Consider the following 26,052-nt stretch of genomic DNA (forward strand, 5'->3'; position numbering starts at 1 on the left):
CCGGCGTTCGCCGAGATGGCTGCCGCGAACCTCACGCGGCCGCAACCCGCGGGGCCAGGGCGAGCGGTTGCGCGCCGGGATCGTCGACGCGACGCTGCGGCTGCTGGACGAGCTCGCCGACGACGAGGCCCTGTCGCTGCGCGCCGTCGCTCGGGAGGTGGGCATCGCCGCGACGTCCGTCTACATCCACTTCGCCGACCGCGACGCGCTGGTGCTCGCCGCTCTGGAGCGCTGCCACACGGACCTGCTGCGCGCGGTGGACGAGGCGGAGTCGGGCGCCACCGACCCGGTGGCCGCGTCGCGCGCCCGCACCACGCTGCTCGGGCCGTGGTCCCGCGAGCACCCGGGGCTGTACAAGGTGCTGCACGAGAGCACGCTCAACCGGCGCACGGACATGTCCTTCAAGGAGGAGATGGCCGGGCGCACGACAGCGGCGATCCGTCGCTGCGTGGACGCCGGGCAGGCGCCGCGGGGCGACGCCGAGACCGTATCCCTGGATCTGCGGACGGCCGTCCACAGCACGGTGTCACTGCGCGTCAACCAACCCGCGCTGCCCCGGCCCCCGTTGGAGGAGCAGGTCGATCGCTTCCTGACGAAACTGGTCAGTGTGCCGCCTGCGAAAGGGTGACGGAGCGGCGCGGCCCACCGGCCCCGCACAGGCTCAGCCGCCGGAGGACACCGGTGGCAGGGACGTGTCGTTCTGTCGTAGTTCGACCAACAGTTCGTTCTGCCCGGCCAGTAACTCCGTGAGGATGCGGCGGGCCGCGCGCAGGAGCTCCGCGACGTCACCGCCGGCCAGCACGTAGCTGACGGTGGAGCCCTCACGGATGGACACCACGATGCCGGAACGACGCAGGACGGCCAGTTGCTGCGACAGGCTCGACGGCTCGATGTCGAGGTCGGCGAGCAGGTCCCGCACCGGGACGGGACCGTGTTGCAGCAGCTCGAGGACCCTGATGCGCACGGGGTGTCCTAGCATGCGGAAGAACTCTGCCTTGGCCTGGTAGAGGGGGACCCGCATCGGTGCTCGCTCCCTGCCGCGTGGGGATGGTCGTCACCTGGTGCGGTGACGCCCGGAAGGCGCCGCCGCACCACGTGCCCGTCGCTGCCGATCCTTCTCGCTCACGGCCGCACGCATCCACCTGTTGGGATGATGCTGATGTGGTGACTTGAAGAAGTCTTCACATCGTGGGCGCACGTCAGTCCGAGGATCCGGCCGTCCTAGACTTCCAACTGCTCCTCGACACGCTTGAGTTGATGGCGGGCCATCGCCAGGTTCGAACGCGCCTTGTCGAGCACGAGGTAGAGGAACAGACCGTTGCCGTTGCGTCCGGCGACCGGTCGGATGAGGTGGTACTGCGATTCGAGAGTGATCAGGATGTCTTCGATCCGGCTCTTGAGCCCCAGTTGCTCCATGGTCCGCACCTTCGCGCGGACGACATCCGTGTTTCCGGCGGCAGCGATCGTGAGGTCGAGGTCCTTGCCCCCGCCCAGCGTGCCCAGCGCCATGCCGCTGGTGTAGTCGACGACGGCCGCCCCTAACGCCCCCTCGGCCGCGGTCATCATTTCCTTCAGCGACACATCCACACTCGCCATAGCGCCTCCCCTTGGTTGTCGGCTGTACGGCGGGATCGGCGATGCCCGTCCCGCCGCGTGACCGCACCGTATGCGGACGACCGAGGCGCCGAAGGGAGTATCTCCGAGGCTGACATCCGGCGATCGGAGATGAGTGCAATGGCATCGTTTCTCGACTACTACCGCCCCATTGTGGCCAGTGCGGCGAGGGTGGCGTCGAGATCGGTGGCACGGGGCTGGTTGAGCGGGAGCTTGGCCAGAACACGGGCCATGCCGCAACTGCCACTGACGGCCGAGTAGACCAGGCCTCCGGCGACGCCGGCGGACAACCAGCGGGCGGCCGAACGGCGTTGTCCGACCGCGAGTCCGACGAGGACCAGGGACCCGGCGACGAAGCGCACCTGACGGTCCATGGGCCAGACGCCGCGGGCGTCGGCGGAACGGTGCAGGTCGTGTCCGTGCCGGCTCCAGGCGGTGGTGCCACCGACGAGGGTGGCGGCGGAGACGCCGTGTGCGGTGAGGGTGGCGCAGGCCTGCGCGGAGCGGGCGCCGGAGGCGCACACCATGACGAGGTCACCGCGCTCGGCGGCGGGCTTCAGGACGGGCACGGCCGCGTCGAGACGGTCCAGGGGGATGTTGTGGGCGCCCGTGATGTGACCCGAGGCGTACTCGCCGGGGGTGCGCACATCGATGACGGTCAGCTCGTGGAGCCGGGCGTGGACCTGGTCGGGATCGAGGGAAGTGAGAGGCACGGGAATTTCCTTCTCTTTCTGGTGCTTCACCCCACAGACAGGATACCCGCGGGGGTATATCGAGGGAGTGCTTGTGGAACTTGCGATGGCAGCCGAGGAACTGAAGACGGTGGTCAACCGGCTGCGGCGGGCGCAGGGGCAGATCGCCGGAGTGATCAAGATGATCGAGGAGGGGCGGGACTGCGAGGACGTGGTCACCCAGCTCGCCGCGGCCTCCCGGGCGCTGGACAAGGCCGGATTCGCGATCATCGCGACCGGTCTGCAGCACTGTCTGACCGATGCCGACCTGGCCGCCGACGGCGACCGTGAGCGGATGCGGGCCCGTCTGGAGAAGCTGTTCCTGTCCCTGGCGTGAATCCGCCGGGACCAGCCGAGGCAGGTCAGGTCAGGGCGTCTACGAGCATGAGCGCGGCGACCGCCAGCAGGACCACGGCGAAGGTGCGCTGAAGGAGGGGGCCCGAGACCTTGCCGGCCAGGCGTTTGCCGTCCCAGGCGCCCAGGATCGCGGTCCCCGTGAAGGGCGCGATCAACGTCCAGTCCAGGCCCGACGTCGTGGCACCGCGGGTGAGCAGCGAGGCCAGCGAGTTGACCGAGATGATCAGCAGGCTGGTGCCGATGGCGGCCTGCATCTCGAAGGCCAGGACGGTGACCAGGGCCGGCACGGCGAGGAACCCGCCGCCCACCCCCAGCAGTCCGGTCAGTGCGCCCAGCCCCGCTCCGGTGCCGAGGGCCCTGGCCGGCCGAACAGCGCCGGGCTCCGTTGCGGACGTCGCCCTTGAGGGGCGCAGCATGCGCGTGGCCGCCAGGGCGGCGACGGCGGCGAACGCGGCGATCAGCAGCGGCTGCGGCAGCCGGGCCGACGCCGCTCCGGCCGCCACGGCCGGGAGGATGCCGGCGGCCGCGAACAGGGTGCCGGCCCGCCACCGCACATGGCCGCTGCGGGCGTAGCCGAACAGGGCCGTGAGCGAGGTCGCGGTGACGATCAGGAGGCTTGCGGTGGTGGCTGCCGCCGGGGTGAAACCGAGCAGGTAGATCAGGGCGGGCACGGCGAGAACGCTGCCTCCCCCGCCCAGCGCGCCCAGCGCGAGTCCGACCAGAGCCCCCGCGACGAGCGCAAGAACGAACGCGCTCACGCTATGGCACCGTCGTCTCCGCCCGGGCCGACCACCGGCAGACCGGCCCGCGCCCAGGCGACCATGCCGCCGGTGACATCGGTGGCCTTCGTCCCACGGCCGGTCAGGATCCCGACGGCCTGCCGGGAACGCCGGCCGGAGCGGCAGATCGCCACGACGGGCCTGCCCTGGGCGGCTGGTGGCAGGGCTTCCCCCGCCACCAGCCGGGACAGGGGCAGGTGCAGCGCATCCGGTGCGTGTCCCGCCTCCCACTCGGCGGTTTCTCGGACGTCGAGCAGGACGGCCTGGCCGTGGGCGGCCCGCTGGTGGGCCTGGACAGGGTCGAGCCGACGGGAGGGGCGGCTGCGGAAGAACATGGGTTCATCACTCCGAAGGGGTGTTGCGGCGGGGGCCGGGGTCCGTGCGGGACCGACCGAGGTGCGGTGGTCCGTACGGGCCCGAGTGCGGTCGGGACCGGTGCGGGTCGGTCCGCGCAAGACCGGCCGAGGGTCGGTCCGTGCCGGACCAGGTGCGGGTCGGTCCATGCCCGACCAAGTGGAAGTCAGCCCGTACTGAACTGGTGAGGGTCAGCCGGTGCTGGACCCGGTGAGAGTCAGCCCGTGCTGGACCCGGTGAGACTCAGCCCGTACTGGACCCGGTGAGAGTCAGTCCGGCCTCGACGGCGGCGTCGAAGCTGTCGTCCACGGCGACCACGCCGCGTCCCGTGGCGTCCAGGAACGAGGCGGCGATCGCCGCGCGCATCCCGCCCGCACAGTGCACCCACACCTCCCCCGCGGGCACCTCCCCGAGACGACCGGGCAGCTCATGGAGGGGGATGTGCACCGAGCCCGCCACGGAGCCGCCCGCGCGCTCGGAGTCGCGCCGCACATCCAGCACCACCACGTCCTCGCCGCGACCGCGGCGGGCGGCGAGATCGGCGAAGGTCGCACGCGGGAAGGACCGCGGCTCCACTCCCCCGGGCACCCAGTCCCACGGGCCGCCGGTGGCGGCGGCGACCGGCCGGTCGATGCCGACCCGGGCCAGCTCCCGCTGTGCCGCGGCGATCCGCTCCGGTGTGTCGGCGAGCAGCGTGACGGGCTTGCCCCACGGGATCAGCCAGGCCAGGTAGGTGGCCGGCTTGCCGTCGCCCTCGAAGTTGAAGGAGCCGGCGACGTGCCCCTGGGCGAACGCGACACGGTTGCGCAGGTCGACCACCCATTCACCGGCCGCCAGCCGCTGGGCGATCTGTGCGGCGTCGGCCGGACGTGGCGGGGTGAGGTCGACGGGCTGGGGGCCCGCGGCGTTGGCCGGACCCATGTGCGCGTAGTACGCCGGGACGTCGTCCAGACCGGCGAGCAGGTCGGCGACGAAGGTGTCCACGTCGCGGGTGAGGGCTTCGTTCGTCTTGCGTTCCCCCCCGATCGTGGAGGTGTCCCCCTCGGCCTGGGATCCGGAGCAGAAACTGCCGAACCCGTGCGTGGGCAGCACCGGCACCTCGTCGTCCAGCTCCTCGGCAAGACGGTGGGCGGAGGCGTGCTGGGCGCGGGCCAACTGCTCGGTCAGCCGCGGTTCGACCAGGTCCGGCCGACCCACCGTACCGATCAGCAGTGATCCGCCGGTAAAGGCGGCCACGCCGTGCCCGTCCTCTTCCAGGACGTAGGACGTGTGGTGCGGGGTGTGGCCCGGGGTGGCCAGTGCCCTCAGGACCAGGCCCCGGTCCACTGTGACGGTGTCGCCGTCGGCGACCGGGGTGCGGGCGAAGGACACCGAGGCCCCGGCCGGGACCAGATAGCGGGCACCGGTGACCCGGGCCAGTTCGAGCCCGCCGCTCACGTAGTCGTTGTGCAGGTGCGTCTCGGCCACGTACGCGATCCGCACGCCTCGCCGGGCGGCCGCGACGATCACCTGATCGATGTCCCGCGGGGGATCGACCACGACCGCCTCGCCAGGGCCGCCGGCCAGGTAGCTGCGGTTGCCCAGGCCCTCGAACTCCAGGGTGTCGACGAAGAACACGGGTACGGCTCCTTCCGGATGAAAGTACCCCGGGGGGTATCTGGCATCCACCGTAACAGAAATACCCCTGGGGGTATCCCGGGAGATATGCGCGGAGGTGTCTCAGCGACGGCGACCGGCCGACGACCGTGAGCGACGACGAGGGCGAGGGCCAGGACGCCCTAGACGAGGCCCTTGAGCATGCCGCGCCAGTACAGGGCGGGCAGGCCGTACCGCTTGAGCAGCCACATGTCGCGGCGCTCCTTGGTGGTGTCCAGCAGGGGGATGCTGGGTGCGGGGCGCTGGTCGTAGTCGAACTCGGCGAGCAGGACCTTGCCGCGGGCCGTGACCAGCGGGCAGGACGTGTAACCGTCGTAGCGGCGCTGTTCACGGTGCCCGCCGTTGATCTCGGCCAGCAGGTTGGCCACCAGTACTGGGGCCTGCTTGCGGACGGCAGCGCCGGTCTTGGAGGTGGGCAGGTTGGCGACGTCGCCGAGGGCGAAGACATTGCGGTGCCGCGGGTGCTGCAGGGTGTGCTTGTCCACTTCGACATAGCCATAGGGGCTCGCGGGATCGGCCAGCGGGCCGCGCTCGACCCAGCCCGGGGCGCTCTGCGGCGGTACGGCATGGAGCAGGTCGAACGCGAGGCCGTCCTCGCAGCCGGTGGAGTGGTCGGCCACCGTCAGCCGACGGGCCGCGCCGTCGACGGCGGTCATCTCGGAGTTCAGCCGGACCTCGATGCCGTAACGCTCGGCGACGCGTTCAAGGCCCCTGCGCCAGACCGGTACGCCGAACATGGAGTCGGCGGGCAGCACAAGGATCACCCGGATACGGTCCAGGACCCCCTGCCTGCGCCAGTGGTCGGCGGCCAGATAGGCGATCTTCTGCGGGGCGCCACCGCACTTCACCGGGCCGCTCGGCTGAGTGAAGACCGCGGTGCCCGAGCGCAGGCCACGGATGAGCTCCCAGGTGTAGGGGGCGTGCTCGAAGGCGTAGTTGCTGGATACGGCACCGTGCCCGACGGAGGCGTCCAGGCCTGGGATCGCGTCCCAGTCCAGTTGCAGACCGGGGGCCATCACGAGGTGGTCGTAGCCGATGGTGCGGTGCGCGGAGGTGGTGACGGTCCGCGCCTCGGGGTCGACGGCGGTGGCGGCCTCGCGGATCCAGTGCACCCGCCTGGGCATGACGGAGGCCTCGGGGCGGTGGGTGACACCGAGTGGGGCTTCGCCGCCGCCGACCAGAGTCCACAGTGGCTGATACCAGTGGACGTCGGCCGGTTCGAGTACCGCGATGTCGCGGACACCGGCGCGCCGCAGCCGGGCCGCGACGGTGATGCCCGCGGTTCCACCTCCGATGATCAACACCTGGAAGTGGGCGCGGGCGACGCCGGAGGCGGAGTGGGTGGAGGGCATGGAGGGCTCCTCGCAATCCTCGGGATATACCCCCGGAGGTATTGGGTGAGCCCGATGCTAGGCCACGCCGGACGACGGGACCAATGCCCGGTCGATTAATTGCCAGCCAGGCAAGGGCAGTTGACGTACATGACGACTGTCGAGTAGGTCCAGACGGTGAGGGGATCGGCCGTGGGCGTGTCCCGCGCACGAAGACGATCCGCCCATCCGATGCAGGCCCGTCGAACACCGCCCCGCCGACCTCGACCGAGGTGACGTGGTGGAAGTCGACGGACAGCAGGTCGCCATCCACTACGTCCACGGACGCCGACGCGCCCTCGTATCGGCCTGATCCGCTACGGTCGCGGCCGCCGTGGCAGGTGCAGCGCGACGGGTACCGCGGGCACCACGCCGCCCGGCCGCCGTCGGACGGGACGCGGTCCTGGCGAGCGCCTGCTCGGCAGGACGGGCACCGCCCTCCCCCGCCGAGGCCACCGCCCGCGCCCGCTGCGACGGTCTGGCGCGGCCGTCCCCGGAGGTCCTGGACCGATTCGTCGGACGCCGCCCGGTCCGCTGAGCCGCCGTGTCAGCCCATGGTGAGCACCATCCGGAAGCGGGCGGCACCGGAGAGCATCTTCTGGTACGCCTCGTCGGTCTCGCCCAGCGTCACGACCTCGGTCATGGGACGGATGCCGTGCAGGGCGCTGAACTCCATGGTGTCCTGGATGTCCTGGGAGGTGCCGCTCGGGTGGCCGCTGACGACCTTGCCCGCCATCAGCAGCTGGGCCGGGCTGATGCCGAGCGGCTCCGCGTCCACGCCGATGACCACCAGCTCACCACGGGGACGCAGACCGTCCACGGTCGCGGTGATGGCGGCGGAGTTCGAGGCGGTGGCCAGGACGACCTGTGCACCCCCGAGCGACTGAAGCGCCTCGGCGACCGGAGTGCCGGCCGTGCTGTCGATGTAGTGGTGCGCGCCGAGCTGCTTGGCGAAGTCGGCCTTGTCGGCACCGCGGGCGATGGCCACGGTCTCGAAACCCATCGCGGCCGCGTACTTCACCGCCAGGTGTCCGAGGCCGCCGATGCCGAGAACGGCGACCAGGTCACCCGGCCGCGCCGAGCTGCGCCGCAGGCCGTTGTACACGGTCACGCCCGCGCAGGCCAGGGGCCCCGCGTCAGTGGCCGCCAGTGCGTCGGGGATCCGGGCCAGCGCGTCCACGGGCACGACGGCCGTCTCCGCGTATCCACCGTCGTACGCCCATCCGGGGACCTGCAGGTTCTCGCACACGATGAAGTCGCCCTGCCGACAGGGCTTGCAGTGGCCGCACGCGCCGCCGAACCAGCCCACCGCCACCCGGTCGCCCACCTGCCAGCCCCAGTCCCCCGTCCCCTCGCCGAGTTCAGCGATCCGCCCGGCGATCTCGTGCCCGGGGACCACCGGGAACGTCACGCCGGGAACGCCGGCGTTCACGAAGAAGGTGTCGCTGTGGCACACCCCGCAGGCGTCAACGGTGACCCGTACGTGTCGGGGGCCCGGGTGCGGTACCTCACGCTCGACGACCTCGAACGAACCGCCGGGGGCGGTCACCTGCGCGACGCGATAGCTGGTCATCCGGATCCCTGCCTTGGAGAGTCGGTCTGATCTCGAAGCGCTCCGCCCGCAGGTGGTCACGGGGGCTGGTGACAGGCGCGCGGGCGGCACACGGACCGCACGCGAGCCCGACCGGCACGCGAGCCCGACCGGCTTGATTCACACCGGTGGTGGTGTTGTCGGTCGGTGGCCGGGCGGGCTCCGTCTGGCGGGCCTCGGCAGGCCACGGACGGACGGGCGCGGGTAGCCTCACGCTACTTCAGGTCACAGCGGGACGCTCGGCGAGTTCGCCGTCCACCACGCACCCTGGGCCCGTGCGGGCCGCTACTCGCGAACGGCGCGAGCCGCGCGGTCCCGGGACACCGCGGTCCCGGGACACCGCGGTCCCGGTACACCGCGGCCACGGTGTCCCGTCACGCCCGTCGCCGAAACGCCCCCCTCGGCGTCGAGGAGGGCGGCACACCGTTCCCCGAACCCAGCCGTCCCGACTGTCACCCCACGGGCGCCCGGAGTGAGCCCAGCCGACCGCCATGGATCGGTGTCGTGTGCCAGCGCACGGTGAAGGTGCCGTCCGGCAGCGAACACGTCACGGTCAGCCGGTGCGGGGTCTCCAGGAACAGCACGTCGAGGCGCAGGGTGTCCTGGTCCGCCCAGCCACCGCTGACCGCCGTGGGCGGGCCGCCAGCGTCGACGCTCCAACCGGTCGCGTCGAGCCGCAACTCGATGAGCTCGTCGTCCTCCGCGAGCGACACGCCCCAGCCCTTCCCGTCCGCATCGGCGGTGACCGTGACACCCGTCAAGGTCCGCTGCTGCGGGCACTCACCGTCCTCCGGTGCGAACACGGCGCTCTTCCAGTCGTCGCCCCGCGCGGGCGGCTCGGGGCTCGCCTCGACGAGCGGCAGGGCCAGCTCCGCGAGGCGGCGGCGCAGTCCCTCGTCCGCCGCGCCCGGGAGCGGTTCGGCCGGGAGCGGTTCGGCCCGGAGCGGTCCGCCGGGAAGCCGTTCGGCGCCGAACGCCGGAAGGAGGTGGCGCCACACCAGATTCAGCAGACCCTGCATCTCCTCGGTCGCCGCGGTCGTCACGATCACCGCGTCGTGCTCGGGCAGGACGAGACAGAACTGCCCGAACGCGCCGTCGCCACGGTACCCGTGCCTGCTCCTCCAGAACTGGTACCCGTAACCCTGCTGCCAGTCCGACTGCGCGCCCTCCTGCGTGCCGTCCGCGGTGGAGATGTGCGCGCGGGTCGCTTCCGCGATCCATGAGGACGGAAGCAGCCGCCGCCCCTCCCAGACACCGTCCTGCAAATAGAACTGGCCGAGTCGGGCGATCGCGTCCGTCGTGGCGTGCAGACCGCTGAAGCCGAGATCACGCCCGGGCGGCCGTTGGAGCCAGGCCGTCTCGCCGATGCCCAGCGGGTCGAACAGCCGGGGCCGCAGATACTCCGTCAGCGACTGGCCGCTCACGCGCTGGATGATCGCGGCGAGTGTGTACGTGCAGGGCTGGTTGTACGCGAAGACGGTCCCGGGATCCCGGTCCGGCGCGAAGAGCAGGAACCCCCGTACGATCTCGTCGCGGTCGCGTCGGATCGAGGTCGCGTAGGTCTCTTCGAGGTGGCCGCTGGCCATGGCGGCCACATGGCGTACGAGCATGGCGCGGCTGCGCGGGTCGGTGATGTCGGCCTCGAACTCGGGGAAGTACGAGATCACGGGGTCGTCCAGGCGCAACAGCCCTTCGGCGACGGCGAATCCGGCGGCCGTGGACGTGAAGCTCTTGCTCAGCGAGTAGAGCAGGTGGCGGCGGTCGGGTGTGTAGGGCGCCCACCAGCCGGAGGCCACGAGGTGCCCGTGGCGCAGGATCATCAGGCTGTGCGGTTCGATGTCCGGCGCCGCCTCGACGGCGTCGAGGAAGGCGTGGATGCCCGCGGCGTCCACCCCCTGGGCGGCGGGGGTGCTGGCGGGCAGGGGACGGGCGCTCATGACGGCTGCCTCCGGGCGGCTCTGGCGGTGACGGGAGCGGGGCACTGTGTACATTTCGCATCTTTCCGTCGCCGGACACCGTCTGTCCACGAGGTGCGTGCAGGACTCTTGAGGCTGAAGAGACGTGATGCGTAGGATCGTTGGCAACGGAATGAAACGTTTCAATGCGACACCATCCACTTCACCGTCGACTTCACCATCGAGGGGCGACACATGGCCAAGGATTGGAACCGCCGCGTCTTCCTGCGCAGCTCCGTCGTCGGAGCGGGCGCCACCGTCGCACTCGGGTCCGGGGGCGCCCACACCGCCTCCGCGACTCCCGGATCGAGCGCCGACGCCCCGTGGGAGGGCGGTCTGCGCATCGACCGCACCACCGTCGAGTACGCCGAGACGCTGCTCGGCACCGAGGTCGAACACCCCCGACTCACCTGGGAGTTGACCGCCCCGGGCCGGGGAGCGCGACAGTCCGCGTACCAGGTGCGGGTGGCGCTCACCGAGAAGGACCTGCGCGAGGGGCGACGCCTGGTCTGGGACTCGGGGCGGGTCGAGTCGGACCGCAGCGTCGGCATCGCCTACGCGGGGCTCGCGCTGCGGCCCCGTAGCCGTTACCACTGGCAGGTCAGGGTCTGGGACGGCGACGGCCGCCCGTCGGCGTGGAGCGCCCCGCGCTGGTGGGAGACAACGTTGCCAAAGGACGGCTGGCAGGGATTCTGGATCGGGGCTGCTGCCCTCCCCGAACCGCCCGGCTTCGAAGGGGCGTCCTGGATCTGGTCGCCAGGTTCGACCACCGGTTCCGCCCCTGTCGGGCCCCGTTGGTTCCGTACCGCGACCACCCTCCCCGCCGACAGTGAGGTGCGCAGGGCGAGACTGGTGGCCACGGCCGACGACGACTTCACGCTCTACGTCGACGGACAGCAGGTCCTGTATCAGCCCCAGCAGACGGACGCCTGGCGCACCGGGCATCTCGCCGACGTCACCGAGCAGGTGCGCGGGGCGAGCGGCGGGCGGATCGTGGTCGCCGCCGTCGCGACCAACCGCGACAACGGGTCCGCCAATCCGGGCGGGCTCCTGCTCCGCCTGATCGTGGAGACCACGTCCGGCGACACGGTCGAACTCGTCACCGGCGACGGCTGGCGCTGCGTCGACAGCGAGCAACAGGGCTGGCAGCGGCCCGACTTCGACGACACGGGCTGGTCCGGGGCCGCCGTGCTCGCACTCTGGGGACAGGGCCCCTGGGGCACCGGCGTGTCCGTCGGCGTCGCCGAACAGCCCGCTCCCCTGCTGCGCCGGACGTTCAGCGTCCCGAAGGACGTCGTGCGCGCCCGCCTGCACATCAGCGGACTCGCCTACTACGAGGCCGAGATCAACGGAGTCCGCGTCGGCCGTCAGGTCCTCGACCCCGGCTTCACGGACTACGAGGAGACGGTGCTCTACGCGGTGCACGACGTCACGGACCGCGTCCGGCGCGGTGCCAACGCGATCGGGGTGACGCTCGGGCGCGGCTTCTTCGGTCTGACCAGCCCCACCGCGTGGAACTGGAACCGAGCGCCCTGGCACGGTGAACCCCGACTGCTGGCGCAACTGGAGATCGACCATCCGGACGGCTCGCGCACCACCGTCGCCACGGACGGCACCTGGCGGATCACCGTCGGGCCGACCCTCTCCAACTCCCTCTACGCGGGCGAGACCTACGACGCCCGCAAGGCGCCCCGGGACTGGACGCGCCCCGGCTTCGACGACCACTCCTGGCAGGAGGCCCAGCGGCAGACCGCGCCCAAGGGCACCCTGCGCGCTCAGGGGCACGACCCGATCGAGGTGGCGGAGACCGTGCGCCCGGTGGACATCCGTGAGGTGAGCCAGGGTGTACACGTCGTCGACATGGGGCGAACGCTCGCGGGCTGGACCCGGCTGACCGTGCGCGCGGAGGCGGGGACGACCGTCCGGCTGGTCCACGGGGAGCGGCTGAACCCCGACGGGAGTGTGCTCGCCCGCAACGACCTGGTGCCGGGCCGCTGCCAGACGGACGAGTACGTGTGTGCGGGCGGCGGCGCGGACGAGGTGTGGGAGCCCAAGTTCTCGTACAAGGGCTTCCGTTATGTCCAGGTCAGCGGGCTGCCCGCGAAGCCGGGGCCCGAGCAGGTGCTCGGGCGGGTCGTGCACACGCGGGTGGCGTCGACGAGCACGTTCTCCTGCTCCGAACCGTTCTACGAGCAGTTGGACCGGGCGATGCGCCGCACCGTCCTCAACAACCTCCACGGCATTCCGACGGACACTCCCGTGTACGAGAAGAACGGCTGGACCGGCGACGCGCAGCTGGGGGCGCCCGTGATGGCGTACGCCTTCGGTGTGCACCGCTTCCTGACGAAGTGGCTCGGTGACCTGAGGGACAGTCAGAACGCCGAAGGACAGCTGCCGGTGATCGTGCCGAGCGGCGGCTGGGGCTACCACGATCTTGCCCCCGCTCCCGAGTGGACGACGGTGTACCCCTTCCTGCTGCGGGAGATGTACCGCGTGTACGGGGACGAGCGGCTCGCCCGTGACCACTGGGCGCCGCTCGTCCGCTACCTGGACTGGGAGATCGGGCGTCTCCAGGACGGCCTTGCGGTGACCGCCCTCGGCGACTGGCTGCCGCCGGGCTACGGCGGCAACCCGCCCGAGGACACCAGGCTGACCGCCACGGCCTATCTGCACCGCGCGCTCACCGGGACCGCGGAACTGGGCGACCTGCTGGGCGACACCGAGGTGGCGACCCGCTACCGCAAGACGGCCGACGCGTTGAAGGAGGCGTTCAACGCGGCGTTCCTCGGCGCGGACGGCCACTACCGCACGGCGAAGGACCCCGACTACCGCCAGACCAGCAACTGCCTCCCGCTGTCCTTCGGGCTCGTGCCGCCCGGCGCCCGGGCGAGCGTGGTCGACTCGCTCCTGGCCGACATCGCACGGCGTGGCAACCACCTCAACACGGGGGCGCTGGGCACCAGCGTGCTGCTGCGCGAGCTCTCGGCCCAGGGGCATCCCGAGGTGGCCCACGCCCTCGCCACCCAGCGCACCTACCCCGGTTGGGGGTACTGGTTCGACAACGGCGCCGACACCATGTGGGAGATGTGGTCGCTCGACTCCCGCTCCCGGGACCACTACTTCCTGGGCACCGTGGTGCAGTGGCTCTACGAGAACGTGGCGGGCCTGCGCCCCGGCGACGCGGGCTACCGCACCTTCACGGTCCGCCCGGACGGCCGAACGGGCGTGGACTGGGCCCGTACCTCGGTGCGGACCGTGCGCGGCCCGGCGGCGGCCGCGTGGTCCTTCGTGGACGGGACGATCCGGCTGTCGGTGGGAGTGCCGGTCGGGGCGACGGCGGAGGTGCACGTGCCGGCGACCGACCGCTCTGCCGTCGCGTCGTCTGCCGGTGCGAAGTGGGTGCGCTCGGAGCCGGGGTTCGTCGTGTACGCGGTACCGCACGGGAGTTGGGAGTTCGTGGCGCGCGTCTGAGTCGCGCCCGGGGACGCCGCGGCAGGTCGGCGCGGGCAGGTGCGGGAGGGGTTGTGCGAGCCGTGTCAGAGGGTTGCGCAGGAGCTGTGAGGGCTTGTCGGATCGCGGCCATAATGCCGGGATGATCAACCCCTCCCCCACATCCGCGCCGGCGTCGCGCGTCCCCGTCGTCATCATCGGTGCGGGACCGGCCGGGCTCACCGTCGCCAACATCCTGCGGGCCGCGTCCGTCGACTGCGTGGTCCTCGAGGCCGAGAGCCGGGAGTTCGTCGAACAGCGGCCCCGCGCCGGATTCATCGAGGAGTGGGCGGTGCGGGCGCTGCGTCGACGGGGGCTGGCCGACCGGCTGGTGGAGCGGGCGCAGGCGCACAGCGAGTGCGAGTTCCGGATCGACGGCGAGCAGCACCGCTTCCGGTACGCCGCGCTGACCGGGGACCGGCACTTCGTCTATCCGCAGCCGCTGCTGGTGACGGACCTGGTGCGCGAGTACGCCGACGTGCAGGGCAGCGAGATCCTTTTCGGTGTGCGGGACGTCGCCCTCCATGGCATCGACGGCGACCGCCCGACGGTGCTCTTCACCGATCCGCAGACGGGTGAGCGCCGTCGGATCGACTGCGACATCGTCGCCGGCTGCGACGGCGCGCGCGGAGTGACCCGCGCCCATGTGACCCCGGACCGGGGCACGGTGGCCCGGTACGACTGCGGGGTCGGCTGGCTGGCGCTGCTCGCCGAGGCACCGCCGTCCAGCGACTGCGTCGTCTTCGGTGTCCACCCGCGCGGATTCGGCGCCCATATGGCCCGCAGCCCCGAAGTCACCCGCTACTACCTGGAGGTGGCGCCCGGTGAGGACCCGGAGAACTGGTCGCACGACCGCGTGTGGTCGGAGCTGCACGCCCGGCTGTCGGCCTCCGGAGTCCCGGCGCTCACCGAGGGACCGCTGATCGAGAAACGCGTCCTCGACATGCACAGCTACGTCGTGGAGCCGATGACGTACGGGCGGCTGTTCCTGGCCGGAGACTCCGCGCACCTCGTCGCACCGATCGCCGCGAAGGGCATGAACCTCGCGCTGCACGACGCCCTGCTGCTGGCCGACGCGCTCGTCGCCTACTACCTCAGGGGGGACGCCGACGGGCTGCGCGGCTACTCGGCGGCCTGTCTGCGGCGGGTGTGGGAGTACCAGGAATTCTCCCGGTGGTTCGCGGAGTTGCTGCACGGACCGTCCTCGGGCGATCCCTTCCGTGCGGGTTCCGCGCGAGCCCGTCTCCGACGGCTCCTCGGCTCACCCGCGGCGGCGGCCACCTTCGCCGAGTCGTACATCGGCAAGGACACCGGTCCGATGTCCACGACGACACCGTGAGATGAACCGCGGAGGGGGCGAGGCCTGAATTCTTCGCACGGGTGCGCTACGCGCAAAGAATTCCAGAAAACGGGGCCCCGGAATCGCCCGCCTTTGAACACACAACGTCACACCCGCCGTACAACCGGGAAAGGTGAGAGTCCGGTGCGCAGCGAGGGATGACCATGGTCAAGGTGCAAGTCTCCACGGATGAGTTGGTCGCCGGAAGATTCCGACTGCTGGAGGGCGTCCACCACGAGGAGGGGCGTGAGGCCTGGCACGGTCAGGACGTCGAGTCCGAGCGGCTGGTCACCCTGACGCGCTCCCGGCTCCCGGCCCATCTCCGAGAGGAGGCGGAGCTGCGCACCGCCGTCCGGATCACCCGGGAGTCCGAGGCCCTGGGGCTGGTCTGCCCCGGCCGGGTGTCCGTCGTCGTCGACGTCGTCGAGGACAAGGATTTCCTGTGGACGGTCACCGCACGGCCGGAGGGCGTTCCGCTCAGCGCGCTCCTCGGGCACGGCCCGGTGGACTACGTCCGCGCGGCCCGGATCGGGCTCGGCGTCCTCGACGTCCTGGGCGCGGCCCATCGGGAAGGGATCACACACGGCGACCTCAGCCCCGGCCAGGTGTGGGTGGAGGAGCGGGGCGGGGTCACGGTGGCCGGCTTCGGGCTGATGGGGGCCAGCGCGTCCCCGCGCGTCACGGCACCGTCGTACGCCTCTCCCGAGCAGGCCCGTGGTGAGGGCGGTGGACCGGCCACGGACCTGTGGTCGCTGGGCGCGATCATGTACGAGATGGTCGAGGGCCGGCCGGCCATCCGGGACCGGGGAGGGCTCGAGGCGACGTTCCGCGCCGTGGAACGGCTGCCCATCCGGGCCCCGTTGAGCGCCGGGCCGCTCAGTCCGGCCATTCAGGGGCTCCTGCGCAGGGATCCGGTGGAGCGGGTGCCCGAGTCGGTCGTGCGGGAGGCGCTCACGCGCATTCTCAAGGCGGAGCCCGACGAGGACTCGATGCCCACCGAGACCCTGCCGATCTTCCGGGACCTCGACGCCCCGCCGGCGAGGCGGATGTGGGGCAAGGTGCCGCTCAGCCGCCCGGTGCTGCTGGGCGGGGCACTGGCCGTGACGGTCGTCTGCTTCGCCGGGCTCACCGCGGCGGGCGGGCTGTCCGAGCGCGGCGCCTCCGCGTCCGGTCCCGCGCTGTCCCCCAGCGTTTCCGCCACACCGTCCCCCGCGCCGAGCGTCTCGCCCAGCAGCACCGTTCCCCAGCAGGCCCCGTCGACGTCCCCCTCCCCCTCTTCTTCCTCATCCGCTTCCACCTCCCCTTCTCCGTCCCACACCGTCACCCAGGATCCGCCGACCGGTTTCTTCCGCTACACCGCGCTCCAGGGCTTCTCCGTCGAGCTGCCCAAGGGCTGGCAGCCGGTGCGGACCGAGAATTCCGCCGACGGCTCCTATCGGGTCACGCTCGGCGCGAGCGGGGACCCGCGCACGCTGGTCGTCACCTACAGCACCCAGCTCACCTCGGACCCCGTCGCGGTCTGGCGCGAGGTGGACGCCTCGCTGCGCGGCGACTCCATCGCCTATGAACGGCTGGGTGACATCCGCGCCGTCACCTACCAGGGCTACAAGAGTGCGGACATGGAGTGGCTTTCGACGAACGACGGGGTCCGTGAGCGCACGTTCGGGCGCGGTTACCTCATCGGTGACCACGAGGGGTTCTCGCTCAGGTGGACGACCCCGGCCGCCGACTGGGACACCGCCGCCAACCAGGCCGCCCTGACCACCTTCCTGCGGACCTTCAAGGGCGGCTCACAGTGAACCCGTATGGCAACAGCCGTCCCTGCGCATCAGCCGCCCCACTTCGAGCCAGTCGTCCTCGGTCGCGGCGCGCCACCGCTCCGACGCCGACGCCGAGACCTTCGACGGCGGATCGAACTCAGCCACCAGGTCCTGCGTCACGTACGGCGTTCCGCCCCTCATCACCGACACCGTGCGGACGAGGGTGTCGAAGTCCTCGAAGGGATCGCCGTCCACCACCGTGAGATCGGCGAGTTTCCCCGGCTGTACGGTCCCGAGGTCGCCGTCGAGGCCGAAGAGGCGGGCCGGCAGCACGGTCGCGGTGCGCAGCGCCCCGGCCGGGGACAGCCCGCCGCGGTGCAGGGCGCGCAGGCCCAGGTGCAGGGAGAGCCCGACCGGTACGAGCGGCTGGTCCGTGCCGAGCGCGACGAGACCGCCCGCGGCCAGTATCCGACGGTAGACGTCCGTCTCGGTGCGCAGGGTGGCCAGTTGGGCCGTGGTGGGCGGCACACCCGCGGACCGCCGTACGGCGGCGGAGTCCCACGGGGGCATGACGACGGTGACGCGGGGGTCGTCGGCGAGCCCCGGATCGGCGCCGAGCAGCGGCGCTGAGGTGAACGGCGTGGCGATGAGGGCGAAGTCAACGCCCTTGCCGGTGTAGATCTCCACGACGTCCTCGTACGCCCGCCCGGTCGCGGTCAGGGCGTGTCCGAACTCCCCGCGCTGAGTCGCCAGCAGATGGGTCGTCAGGTCCTGTCCGCTCTGGACACCGGGTGACAGAAGATGGCTCCCCGAGCGCACCCCGAGCCGTTCGTGCGCGAATCGCGCCGCTTCCTCCATCACCCAACTCGGTGCCCGCACATAGGTCTTGACGAAGTCCCAGTCGAGGGCTGCACCCCGCTCCAGCGACCTGCGCAGTCCGTCCCTCGTGCGGTGGGCGCGCCCCATGCTGTAGGCGACCCGCGAGCCGTCGAGCAGTTCGCCGGTCGTCAGCAGGCGGGGTCCGGCGAGCTGACCGACGGCCACCGCCTCGCGGATGCGGGCCTGCTCGTAGGCGAATCCGCCCAGGGAGACGGCCGTCGTGATCCCGTAGGTCAGTTGTCCGACGGTCTGGCGGCCTCCGTAGGTGCTCTGCCAGGGGTGGGTGTGGGTGTCCCACAGCCCGGGGATCACCGTGCGGTTCGAGGCGTCGATCCTGCGGAGGGCGCCATGGCCGCGGGCCCGGTGCGGCGCGACCTCGACGACGCGTCCGCCGCGTACGACGATGTCCACGTCGTCCCTGAGCGACTCGCCGGTGCCGTCCCACAGGCGCCCGGCGTGCACCACCGTGTCGGCGGGGGCGGGCCGGTGCTGGTCGAGCGGGACCCGGACGGTGCGACGGCCGTGCCCGTCGATGCCGATGAGCCGCAGGCGGCCCGCCGAGAGGTACAGGAGGGTTTTCGAGTCGCCGGACCAGGAGGGGTGGTCGGCGGGTTCGGTGGCGAGGGTGCGCGGGGCGCCGGTCGGGGTGCCGTCGGGGGCGACGGGCAGCAGGCACAGCGCGGACTCGACGACGACCGCCATCCAGCGTCCGTCGGGTGACCAGACGGGTCCGGAGTCGTAGCGGTCCGCGATGCAGACGTGGGGTGCGACAGCGTGGAGGCGGTCGGTGCCGGTCGTGGTGTCGACGATCCGGATGACGTTGTAGCCCTCGCGGAAGCGGAGGTTGAGGCGGTTGCGGTCGCACAACGCGAGGTATCTGCCGTCGGGCGACCAACTGGGGCGGCCGGGCAGCCCGCCACCGCCGAGCGGGGTCACCAGGACGCGTTCCTCACCGCTGGCCAGATCGCGCAGGACGAGCCGTCCGGTCATGTCGACACAGGCGAGCCGCTTCCCGTCGGGCGAGAGCGCGGGATGGACCCGCCCGCCCGTGGCGAGCGCGCTCTCCTCGCCGGTGGCGAGATCGCGCCGGTACACGCCGAGCAGTCCGTCGCGGTCGTCGGCGTACACGAGGGACCGTCCATCGCGCGCCCAGACCGGTGCGAGCAGATAGCGGGTGGGCCCGGACGTCCGCAGCCGCTCGGGTGGGCGCCCGCCCGAGGTTCCGGCCAGCCAGAGCGAGTTGAGGGCGGCGAAGGCGATCCGCCGTCCGTCGGGGGACAGCGCGGGCAGGTGGATGCCCCGCACCGGGCGCACCCGCTCCTCGCCGAGGTCGTACTGCTTGGTCCGGTACCGCGGCCGGTCCACCGGCAGTTCGCCGTCGAAGCGGATCGGCTCGGTCCGCGCCGGCTTCTCCGGTCGTACGAGGGTGAAGTGGCCGTCCACGGTGAGGAGCAGTTCCCCCGCCGCGGTCCAGCGTGGCGGCACGGGTGCGAGGTCTCCGGCCAGCGCGACGGGCGTGCCGTCGACGACGAGGGTGCAGGAGGCGCTCGGGGCAGCGGTGACGCGCAGGTACGCGAGGCGGCGGCCGTCGGGGGCGAGCGCCGGGGTCATGACCTGTGCGGCCGTGGTCTCCGTGTGCTCGACGACGACCGGGCCCGCGGCGCCGGCCGGTACCGCCGCGATGGTGCGTGCTTCGAGGCCGGGCCCCGTAGGCAGGGTGACGGCCGTCGCACGGACGAAGAGGACGCGCCTGCCGTCCGGCGACCAGGTGGGGTCGAAGTCCTCCCAGGCGCCGTCCTGCAGCGGACCGTCCTGACCGGTGAGCCCGGTGACGCGGGTCGGTTCGCCGCTCGCCAGATCCAGGACGTGGATGCGGTACGGGCTGCCCTCGACCGGGTCGCCGCCGCGCTCGGAGGCGAAGGCGATCCGGGTGCCGTCAGGGGACCAGGCCGGGGCGCGGTCGTCCCAGGGGCCGTCGGTGCGCTGCCGTACGTCCGAGCCGTCGGGGCGCATGGTCCACAGGTGGTAGCCGCCGCCCCGGTACGCGCAGAACGCGATGAGCTTGCCGTCCGGGGAGTACGTGGGCCGGTCGGGTTCGAGGCCGGCCGGGGTGAGGGGCACGGCACGGCCGCCGGTGCGCGGGAGCGACCACAGCACATGCTGGATCTCGACGATCAGCCGGTCGCCGGCCGGCGAGAGTGTGGCCGCGCCGTTGGTGGCCTCCGAGAACGACAGGGAGAGCGCGGCGCGGCCGCTCGCCGCGGCCGGAACCGTGCTGAGGGCGGTGGAGGAAACGCCCACGACACTCGCGGCGCCTGCCGCGGCGAGGAGTTGACGACGGGAAGGACGAGAGAGAGGGGAGCGCGGGGAAAGCGGGGAGGGACGGGAGGTGGGGAGGGCTTCGGGACTCCGGTCACGTTCCATGACAGAGAACGCTTACTCATCTCGAAGCCCGGGAGCAATAACGCCATTCACGCCAAACGAGTACCTCCCGTACGCGAGGCCTTCCTCCCGACGCACCTCTTGTCGGGGCCTCACCGCCGACCTAGACTCCTCTCTGAACTGAAGTTGGTTCAATAAGTGTCTCGTGCCACGGACGGGAGCAGACCGCATGCTGGATTCACTCGGTGGCAAGGCCGCCCTCGTCACCGGCGCGGGCCAGGGCATCGGGCAGGCCATCGCCGTGGAGATGGCCCGCCAGGGGGCGTCGGCGGTGGCCGTAGCCGACCGGAACGCGCAGACCGCCGCTCTCACGGCCGAGTTGGTACGCGCCGCCGGGGCGAAGTCCGAGGTGATCGTCTGCGATCTGCGGGTCCGCGACGACATCGAGATGATGGTGACGCACGCGGCGGAGCGGTTCGACGGACTGGACGTGCTGGTCAACAACGCCGGGGTGATCGAGAGCACGGTCACGACGGACCACGACCGCGCCGTCGACTCGCTCTCCGAGGAGGTCTGGGACGCGGTCTACGAGGTCAATCTCAAGGCCGTGTGGCTGACGACCAAGTTCGCGGCGCCGTATCTGCGCCGCTCACGGCGCGGCCCCGCCATCGTCAACGCCGCGTCCGTCTCGGGCCTCACCGGCTTCCCCAACGCCCCCGCCTACGGAGTCACCAAGGCCGGGGTCATCCATCTCACCAAGGTCACCGCCGTCGATCTCGCCCCGGTGCGCTGCAACTGCTTCTGCCCCGGCGTCATCGACACACCCCTGGCCCAGGACTTCTTCGCCGCGGCCGAGGACCGGGACGCAATGGAACGGGAGTTGACCGCACCGCAGTTGGTGAACCGGTTGGGGCGCCCGGAGGAGGTCGCGCGACTGGCCTGCTTCCTGGCGTCCGACAGTGCGGCGTTCATCACGGGTGCCGCGTATGTGATCGACGGCGGCGCGCTCGCCTGGCGCGGCGTCAGGGGCTGACGACGGAAGCGGGAGTGGTCGCGATGGAAGCGAGACTGGCAGGGAGGACGGCGCTGGTGACGGGCGCCACGGGAGGCATCGGCGAGGCGGTCGTCCGGCGGCTCGCGGCCGAGGGCGCCGCGGTCGTGGTGACCGATCTGGACGCCGACCGCTGCGAGAAGCTCGCCGAGGAGGTCGGGGGCGGTGCCCTGGGCCTGGCTCTGGACGTCTCGGACGAGTCGGCCTGGCAGGAGGTCGTCGCCAGGGCGACGGCCGCGCTCGGCGGTCTGGCCGTACTGGTCAACAACGCGGGGATCGCCGCGATGGGCACCGTGGAGACGGAGACCAAGGAGACCTGGGACCAGGTGCTCGCGGTCACCCAGACCGGCGTCTGGCTCGGCATGAAGCACGGTGGCGCGGCCATCGAGCGCTCCGGGGGCGGGTCCGTGGTCAACGTCGCGTCGATCTTCGGCACGGTGGGCGGGTTCGGCGCCCAGTTCTCGTACCACGCGGCCAAGGGCGCGGTCCGTCTGATGACCAAGAACGCCGCGCTGCACTGGGCGCGGCGGGGCGTACGTGTCAACTCGCTGCACCCCGGCTTCATCGAGACGCCCCGCTCCCGTGAACTGTGGCGCGGTACGCCCCGGTTGACCGCAATGCTCGACGGCACCCCACTCGGCCGGCTCGGCACACCCGACGAGGTGGCGGCCGCGGTCGCGTTCCTCGCCTCCGACGACGCGAGCTTCATGACGGGTTCGGAGCTGTACGTCGACGGAGGCTGGACGGCGCGCTGAGCGGGCCAGGGCTACGACATCGCGGCGGCGGTGTAGCGCAGGACGCCCTCGGTCTCCGTGCGCGCGACCCGGCCGCGGGCCACCAGCACGTCCAGGTGGGCGGCCGTCTCGTTCACGGCCAGCATCTGGTTGAAGGCGCCGAGGCCCGCGAAGGGCAGATGCCGCCGGGTCCACCCCAGCTCCTGGGCCACCGCGTAGGCCGTGAGCGTACGGTCGCCGAGGACCGCCAGGGCCTGCGCGAGTCGGTCGTCGTGGTGGTCGAGCAGCTCGCCGACGCGCGTGTGGACGCTGGGGCCGACCGGGCCGTGGGCGGGCAGGAGCCGGGCGTCGGCGAGGGTGGTCAGGAGGCGCAGCGAGTCGAGGTAGTCGCCCAACGGCAGTGCGGTGGAGCCGAGTTCGAAGCCGATGGACGGGGTGATGTGCGGCAGCACGTGGTCCCCGGAGAAGAGCAGCCCGCGCGCCTCGTCGAGGTAGACGACATGTCCCCGGGTGTGTCCCGGCGTCGGGACGACCCGCAACCGCGTGTCGGCGAAGCGGAGCTCCTCGTCCCCCAGCCAGCGGTCCGGGGCCTCCCACACGCTCGGGTCGAAGCCTCCGTGATCCATCGCGGCGACCCGCTCGGCGAGTTCGTGGGCCCCGGCCCGGCGCAGCGTGTGCAGCGAGCCGGACGGCCGGTCCGTGCCCGTTTCTCCGAGCAGTTCCAGGCTGCGTCGCTCGCCCGAGCCGAGGTAGACGCGGGAGCCGAGCAGCCTGCGCAGTTCGACGGCCTGGGTGTAGTGGTCCCGGTGGATGTGGGTGACCAGGACATGGGTGATCTCGCCGAGGTCGTGACCGATGGTGGCCAGCGCGTCCTCCAGCGCCTTGCGGGACTCGGGGATCGACCAACCCCCGTCGATCAGGACCAGGCCCTCCGTCAGCCCTTCCAGCGCGTACACGTTGACGGCCCGCAGCCCGTCGTCCGGCAGCGGAAGCGGGATGCGGTGAACGCCGGCTCGTACGGTCTCGGCGCCGGCGTCCGCCCAGCGGCCTCGGTCGAAGCGGGCGGTGTGAGCCGTGGGGGTGGTCATGCATCTCCTTGCCGGTGCTGTTCGTGATCCGGTTGTCCGTGCTGTTCGTGATCCGGTCGCGCGTGCCGGTCGTGATCCGCTTGCCGATGTGGATCGCGATCCGTGGGTCGGTGTGGTTCCTGATGCGCGGCGAGCCGCGCGTGCAGTTCGTGGGCGAGTCTGCGGGCTGCGGACCGGTCGAGCTTGCCGACGGTGGTCTGCGGCAACTCGCTGACGGAGAAGGCGAATTCGGGCCACTTGGCCTTGGACAGGCCGGTGCGGGCGAGGTGTTCGGTGATCTCGTCCAGTCCGATGCCGGTGCCGCCTCCGGCCCCGGCTTCCTCTCCGTGAGCCCCCGCCTCCGCCTCCGCCACGACGAGGACGGCGGCGCGTTCGCCGAGCAGCGGATCCGGTACGGGTGCCACGCAGACCCGGGCGACTCCCGGATGGCTGGCGACGGCACGCTCGATCTCCGTGACGTCGAGATTGCGGCCACCGCGGATGATGACGTCCTTCTCCCGGCCCATCACGGTGACCGTGCCGTCGTCGCCGGTCATGAGCAGATCCCCGGTGGGGAAGAAGCCGTCCGGGGTCAGGGCCGGCGACTCGACCTTGCCGTCGTGGGCGTAACCGAGGAAGAGCGAGGGCCCCCGGACCTGGGCGCGACCGGCCCGGCCCGGCCCCAGGGCGGTGCCGTCGGCGTCCACGGCGCGCAGTTCGGTGCCGGGGAACGGGCGGCCGTCGCGGCCGAGCCGGATCTCCTCGGGGTCGTCGGGCCGCGGCGAGGTGTGCCCGAGGCACTCGGACATGCCGAAGACCCGCAGGATCCGGGTGCCGAGGGAGCGTTCGGCGCGGGCGAGAGCCCCGCGGTCCATGGGTCCGCCGCCGACCGTGATCGAGCGGACCCCGTCGAGGACGCGTGATCCGGCCGCCGCGGAGCCCATCTGGAGGGCCATCGTCGGGACGCACATGGTCCACCGGACGTCGTGGGCGGCCATCCGCGCGAGCGCCTCTTCGCGGTCCCAGCGGCCGCTCAGAACGAGCGGTCCGCCGAGCATGAGGGCGAGGCACACCCCGAAACAGTAGGCGGCGGTCGAGGAGAGCGGGACGACGGCGGCCACCGCGTCCCCGGCGCGCAGTCCGTTGACGTCGATGGTGCACGTGCACGCGTACCGCAGCGCGCTCTCGGACTGGACGACCCCCTTGGGGCGCCCGGTGGAGCCGGAGGTGAGGCCGATGAGGGTGCCGCCCGACCAGCGGGAGGCGTCTCGCGGGCCGCGGCCCGCGAGGACCGTCCAGCCGTCCAGCGCCTCGGCGGGCCGTGCGCCGGGCAGGGGTGAGGTGCCGCTGCCCGGCGCGTGCCACTCGTCGAGGGCGGAGGGTTCGGCGATCACCGCGTCCGGACGGATGTCCTCCAGGGCGGCGGCGAACTCCGCCCGGGTCGTGTGCCGGTTGACGAGGGCCAGGACCCCGCCGGTCATCCCGGCGGCGAGGGTCGCCGCGACGGTGCGCCAGGAGTTGTCGGCCTGCAGCAGCACCGTCCCGCCCGGCGTGCCGTCCGGTGTCATCGCCTCGGCCAGCTCGGCCGCGCGGTCCAGGAGGTCGCGCGCGGTGTGCAGGCCATGGTCGTCGACGACGGCCGTGAAGTCGGCGCGTTCGGCCCGCTCGTAGAACTCCCGTACTGTCTGTCGCATCCGCTTCCCCGCCTTTTCGCGAAGGGTGGTGGAGCCCCGGTGTTTCGGCCGTGTCAGGCCCGTGTTCGGCCCGCGGGCGGCGGGCGGGGCGTGCTCAGCCCGCGTACATCTGCTGCTCGCCGCCCATGACGGCGATACGGCGTCCCCGCATGTCGCCGACCTGGGCGACGGCGGCCGCCCACTCCGGGCTGTCGAGAGCCTTGCGCAGGTCCTCGGGGGTGTCGAAACCGAGGACGGAGAGGCCGTCCCAGCCCTCCGAACGTGGTTCGAGCGCCGCGTCGAGGTCGGTGTGCCGCCAGGACCTCAGTCCGGGCAGTAGGCGGGTGAGTTCGGCGTGCTCGCCGCGCCACCAGTCGATGAACCGCTCATGGGTCCAGTCGGGCGGCCGGGCGGCCAGCAGGACGAGGTTGTACATAGCGCCCTCCTCAGGTGAACAACACTGCGGGCGAACGCCCGATGAGCAGCCGCCGCACCCGGCCCGAGCCGTCGAGCCGTGCCGAGGCCACGAAGCTCGCCTCCGGCTCGCCGAGGCGCCGTACCTCGCCGAGGAACAGCTCGTCCCCGCCGACGGTGCTCGCGGCCAGCAGATGGTGGGTGCGGACGCCCACCTCGCGCTGGTCGAGGTAACCCTCCAGCTCGGGCCGGCCGCCGTGGAAGTCGGTGGCGCCGTCGCCGCCGGTGGAGAAGAGGATGGAGAACGAGAAGTCCTCGCTGATCATGTCGAGGATCCGCTCGGCGTCGGCGCTGTCCAGGGTCGCGAACCAGGTGGTCAGGAAAGAGGCGGTGGACTGTGTGGTCATGGCCGGTCCACGAGGTCGAAGTCGGTGGTGAAGAAGGACTGGTAGCGCGCCATCAGCCCGTCGGGCGACAGCCGCACGGCGGAGAGGAACGCGCCGGTGGTGACGCCCTTCTCGACCACGAAGCCGTACGCCGTCTCGACATCACCGTCGGCCGCGTACCGCCTGATCTCGTGCGTACGGTCCACCGCCTCGCGTCCGGCGAGGTACGCGGCGAAGTCCTCTCGGGACTCCCCCGTGCGCTGCCCGCCGGGCAGGGCGATGAGGAATCGGAAGCCGGGTTCCAGGAGTTCCAGGACCTTGTCCGGTTCCTGGCTGTCCATTCTGGCCATGTAGTCGCGAAGCACCATTGCTGATCGCTCTCCCTCAGCGCCGAGAAACAACCTGAGTTCAGTTCAGTTTGACTGTAATCCGGATGCCCCGACCCCGACAAGGGGCGGGACGCACCCGGAG

23 protein-coding genes are annotated in these 26,052 nt (G+C 71.8%); 8 read left to right on the top strand and 15 right to left on the bottom strand.

The features are described 5' to 3' along the window. The first annotated feature begins 67 nt into the window (after positions 1 to 67). Positions 68 to 628 carry a TetR/AcrR family transcriptional regulator gene (locus tag ACZ7M2_RS21260; RefSeq protein ID WP_471596560.1) on the top strand — a complete coding sequence of 187 codons (561 nt, stop codon included), beginning with the start codon at positions 68 to 70 and terminating at the stop codon, positions 626 to 628. 33 nt (positions 629 to 661) lie between these two features. Here the strand turns inward: ACZ7M2_RS21260 and ACZ7M2_RS21265 are convergent, their stop codons facing one another. The 3 genes from ACZ7M2_RS21265 to ACZ7M2_RS21275 all read right to left on the bottom strand — a co-directional run bounded on the left by ACZ7M2_RS21265 (position 662) and on the right by ACZ7M2_RS21275 (position 2,327). Beyond that, positions 662 to 1,021 (bottom strand): ArsR/SmtB family transcription factor, encoded by a 360-nt coding sequence (locus ACZ7M2_RS21265; protein WP_471596561.1) that lies wholly within the window; start codon positions 1,019 to 1,021, stop codon positions 662 to 664. A gap of 200 nt (positions 1,022 to 1,221) precedes the next feature. Then, positions 1,222 to 1,596 (bottom strand): roadblock/LC7 domain-containing protein, encoded by a 375-nt coding sequence (locus ACZ7M2_RS21270; RefSeq protein WP_352050186.1) that lies wholly within the window; start codon positions 1,594 to 1,596, stop codon positions 1,222 to 1,224. A 158-nt stretch (positions 1,597 to 1,754) separates the two neighbouring features. Then, on the bottom strand, positions 1,755 to 2,327 hold the full coding sequence (locus tag ACZ7M2_RS21275) for a rhodanese-like domain-containing protein (RefSeq protein WP_471596562.1): 573 nt from the start codon (positions 2,325 to 2,327) through the stop codon (positions 1,755 to 1,757). Positions 2,328 to 2,400: 73 nt separating this feature from the next. Between ACZ7M2_RS21275 and ACZ7M2_RS21280 the strand changes: the two genes are divergently transcribed. After that, on the top strand, positions 2,401 to 2,682 hold the full coding sequence (locus tag ACZ7M2_RS21280; protein ID WP_060900068.1) for a metal-sensitive transcriptional regulator: 282 nt from the start codon (positions 2,401 to 2,403) through the stop codon (positions 2,680 to 2,682). Positions 2,683 to 2,707: 25 nt separating this feature from the next. Here ACZ7M2_RS21280 and ACZ7M2_RS21285 read toward each other — a convergent pair whose 3' ends face one another. The 4 genes from ACZ7M2_RS21285 to ACZ7M2_RS21300 all read right to left on the bottom strand — a co-directional run bounded on the left by ACZ7M2_RS21285 (position 2,708) and on the right by ACZ7M2_RS21300 (position 6,843). Then, on the bottom strand, positions 2,708 to 3,460 hold the full coding sequence (locus ACZ7M2_RS21285; protein WP_471596563.1) for a sulfite exporter TauE/SafE family protein: 753 nt from the start codon (positions 3,458 to 3,460) through the stop codon (positions 2,708 to 2,710). After that, positions 3,457 to 3,816: a rhodanese-like domain-containing protein gene (locus tag ACZ7M2_RS21290; RefSeq protein ID WP_471596564.1), complete on the bottom strand. Its 360-nt coding sequence runs from the start codon at positions 3,814 to 3,816 to the stop codon at positions 3,457 to 3,459. The genes ACZ7M2_RS21285 and ACZ7M2_RS21290 overlap by 4 nt, the downstream gene beginning before the upstream one ends. Before the next feature lie 262 nt (positions 3,817 to 4,078). Beyond that, the gene (locus tag ACZ7M2_RS21295) at positions 4,079 to 5,452 is read right to left on the bottom strand and encodes a rhodanese-like domain-containing protein (RefSeq protein WP_471596565.1); all 1,374 of its coding nucleotides are present in this window, start codon (positions 5,450 to 5,452) and stop codon (positions 4,079 to 4,081) included. 161 nt (positions 5,453 to 5,613) lie between these two features. Beyond that, positions 5,614 to 6,843, bottom strand: a complete 1,230-nt coding sequence (locus tag ACZ7M2_RS21300) for an NAD(P)/FAD-dependent oxidoreductase (protein ID WP_471596566.1) — start codon at positions 6,841 to 6,843, stop codon at positions 5,614 to 5,616. Positions 6,844 to 7,195: 352 nt separating this feature from the next. Between ACZ7M2_RS21300 and ACZ7M2_RS21305 the strand changes: the two genes are divergently transcribed. Then, a complete protein-coding gene (locus ACZ7M2_RS21305; protein ID WP_471596567.1) occupies positions 7,196 to 7,399 on the top strand; it encodes a hypothetical protein in 204 nt (67 codons plus the stop codon). Between the two features lie 9 nt (positions 7,400 to 7,408). Here ACZ7M2_RS21305 and ACZ7M2_RS21310 read toward each other — a convergent pair whose 3' ends face one another. Both ACZ7M2_RS21310 and ACZ7M2_RS21315 read right to left on the bottom strand, forming a co-directional pair. After that, complete coding sequence (locus ACZ7M2_RS21310; protein ID WP_471596568.1) at positions 7,409 to 8,434, bottom strand: alcohol dehydrogenase; 1,026 nt, start codon at positions 8,432 to 8,434, stop codon at positions 7,409 to 7,411. Between the two features lie 470 nt (positions 8,435 to 8,904). Next, positions 8,905 to 10,389, bottom strand: a complete 1,485-nt coding sequence (locus ACZ7M2_RS21315) for a serine hydrolase domain-containing protein (RefSeq protein ID WP_471596569.1) — start codon at positions 10,387 to 10,389, stop codon at positions 8,905 to 8,907. A 213-nt stretch (positions 10,390 to 10,602) separates the two neighbouring features. Between ACZ7M2_RS21315 and ACZ7M2_RS21320 the strand changes: the two genes are divergently transcribed. The 3 genes from ACZ7M2_RS21320 (at position 10,603) to ACZ7M2_RS21330 (ending at position 17,034) form a co-directional block, all read left to right on the top strand. Further along, positions 10,603 to 13,878, top strand: a complete 3,276-nt coding sequence (locus ACZ7M2_RS21320; protein ID WP_471596570.1) for a family 78 glycoside hydrolase catalytic domain — start codon at positions 10,603 to 10,605, stop codon at positions 13,876 to 13,878. Between the two features lie 121 nt (positions 13,879 to 13,999). Beyond that, complete coding sequence (locus ACZ7M2_RS21325) at positions 14,000 to 15,235, top strand: 4-hydroxybenzoate 3-monooxygenase (RefSeq protein WP_471596571.1); 1,236 nt, start codon at positions 14,000 to 14,002, stop codon at positions 15,233 to 15,235. Between the two features lie 164 nt (positions 15,236 to 15,399). Continuing rightward, a complete protein-coding gene (locus ACZ7M2_RS21330) occupies positions 15,400 to 17,034 on the top strand; it encodes a serine/threonine protein kinase (RefSeq protein ID WP_471596572.1) in 1,635 nt (544 codons plus the stop codon). Here ACZ7M2_RS21330 and ACZ7M2_RS21335 read toward each other — a convergent pair. Next, positions 17,026 to 20,298 (bottom strand): amidohydrolase family protein, encoded by a 3,273-nt coding sequence (locus ACZ7M2_RS21335; RefSeq protein WP_471596573.1) that lies wholly within the window; start codon positions 20,296 to 20,298, stop codon positions 17,026 to 17,028. The two genes, ACZ7M2_RS21330 and ACZ7M2_RS21335, sit on opposite strands and share 9 nt — an antisense overlap. 187 nt (positions 20,299 to 20,485) lie before the next feature. Here ACZ7M2_RS21335 and ACZ7M2_RS21340 point away from each other — a divergent pair, with 187 nt between their 5' ends. Continuing rightward, complete coding sequence (locus tag ACZ7M2_RS21340) at positions 20,486 to 21,289, top strand: SDR family NAD(P)-dependent oxidoreductase (RefSeq protein WP_471596574.1); 804 nt, start codon at positions 20,486 to 20,488, stop codon at positions 21,287 to 21,289. Between the two features lie 23 nt (positions 21,290 to 21,312). Beyond that, positions 21,313 to 22,062, top strand: coding sequence for an SDR family NAD(P)-dependent oxidoreductase (locus ACZ7M2_RS21345; protein WP_471596575.1), 750 nt, complete (start codon positions 21,313 to 21,315; stop codon positions 22,060 to 22,062). Positions 22,063 to 22,073: 11 nt separating this feature from the next. On the opposite strand, the gene ACZ7M2_RS21350 is transcribed toward ACZ7M2_RS21345, so the two are convergent. The 5 genes from ACZ7M2_RS21350 to ACZ7M2_RS21370 form a co-directional block, all read right to left on the bottom strand. Next, the gene (locus ACZ7M2_RS21350) at positions 22,074 to 23,129 is read right to left on the bottom strand and encodes an MBL fold metallo-hydrolase (protein ID WP_471596576.1); all 1,056 of its coding nucleotides are present in this window, start codon (positions 23,127 to 23,129) and stop codon (positions 22,074 to 22,076) included. Then, a complete protein-coding gene (locus ACZ7M2_RS21355) occupies positions 23,126 to 24,802 on the bottom strand; it encodes a class I adenylate-forming enzyme family protein (protein ID WP_471596577.1) in 1,677 nt (558 codons plus the stop codon). Before ACZ7M2_RS21355 ends, ACZ7M2_RS21350 begins: the two co-directional genes overlap by 4 nt. Positions 24,803 to 24,896: 94 nt before the next feature. Continuing rightward, positions 24,897 to 25,217 (bottom strand): EthD family reductase, encoded by a 321-nt coding sequence (locus ACZ7M2_RS21360; protein WP_471596578.1) that lies wholly within the window; start codon positions 25,215 to 25,217, stop codon positions 24,897 to 24,899. Positions 25,218 to 25,227: 10 nt separating this feature from the next. Further along, positions 25,228 to 25,602: a nuclear transport factor 2 family protein gene (locus tag ACZ7M2_RS21365; RefSeq protein WP_471596579.1), complete on the bottom strand. Its 375-nt coding sequence runs from the start codon at positions 25,600 to 25,602 to the stop codon at positions 25,228 to 25,230. Continuing rightward, positions 25,599 to 25,949, bottom strand: coding sequence for a nuclear transport factor 2 family protein (locus ACZ7M2_RS21370; RefSeq protein WP_352050823.1), 351 nt, complete (start codon positions 25,947 to 25,949; stop codon positions 25,599 to 25,601). The genes ACZ7M2_RS21365 and ACZ7M2_RS21370 overlap by 4 nt, the downstream gene beginning before the upstream one ends. Between the last annotated feature and the right edge of the window lie 103 nt (positions 25,950 to 26,052).

This window comes from Streptomyces sp. NPDC111507 (genome assembly GCF_055638955.1).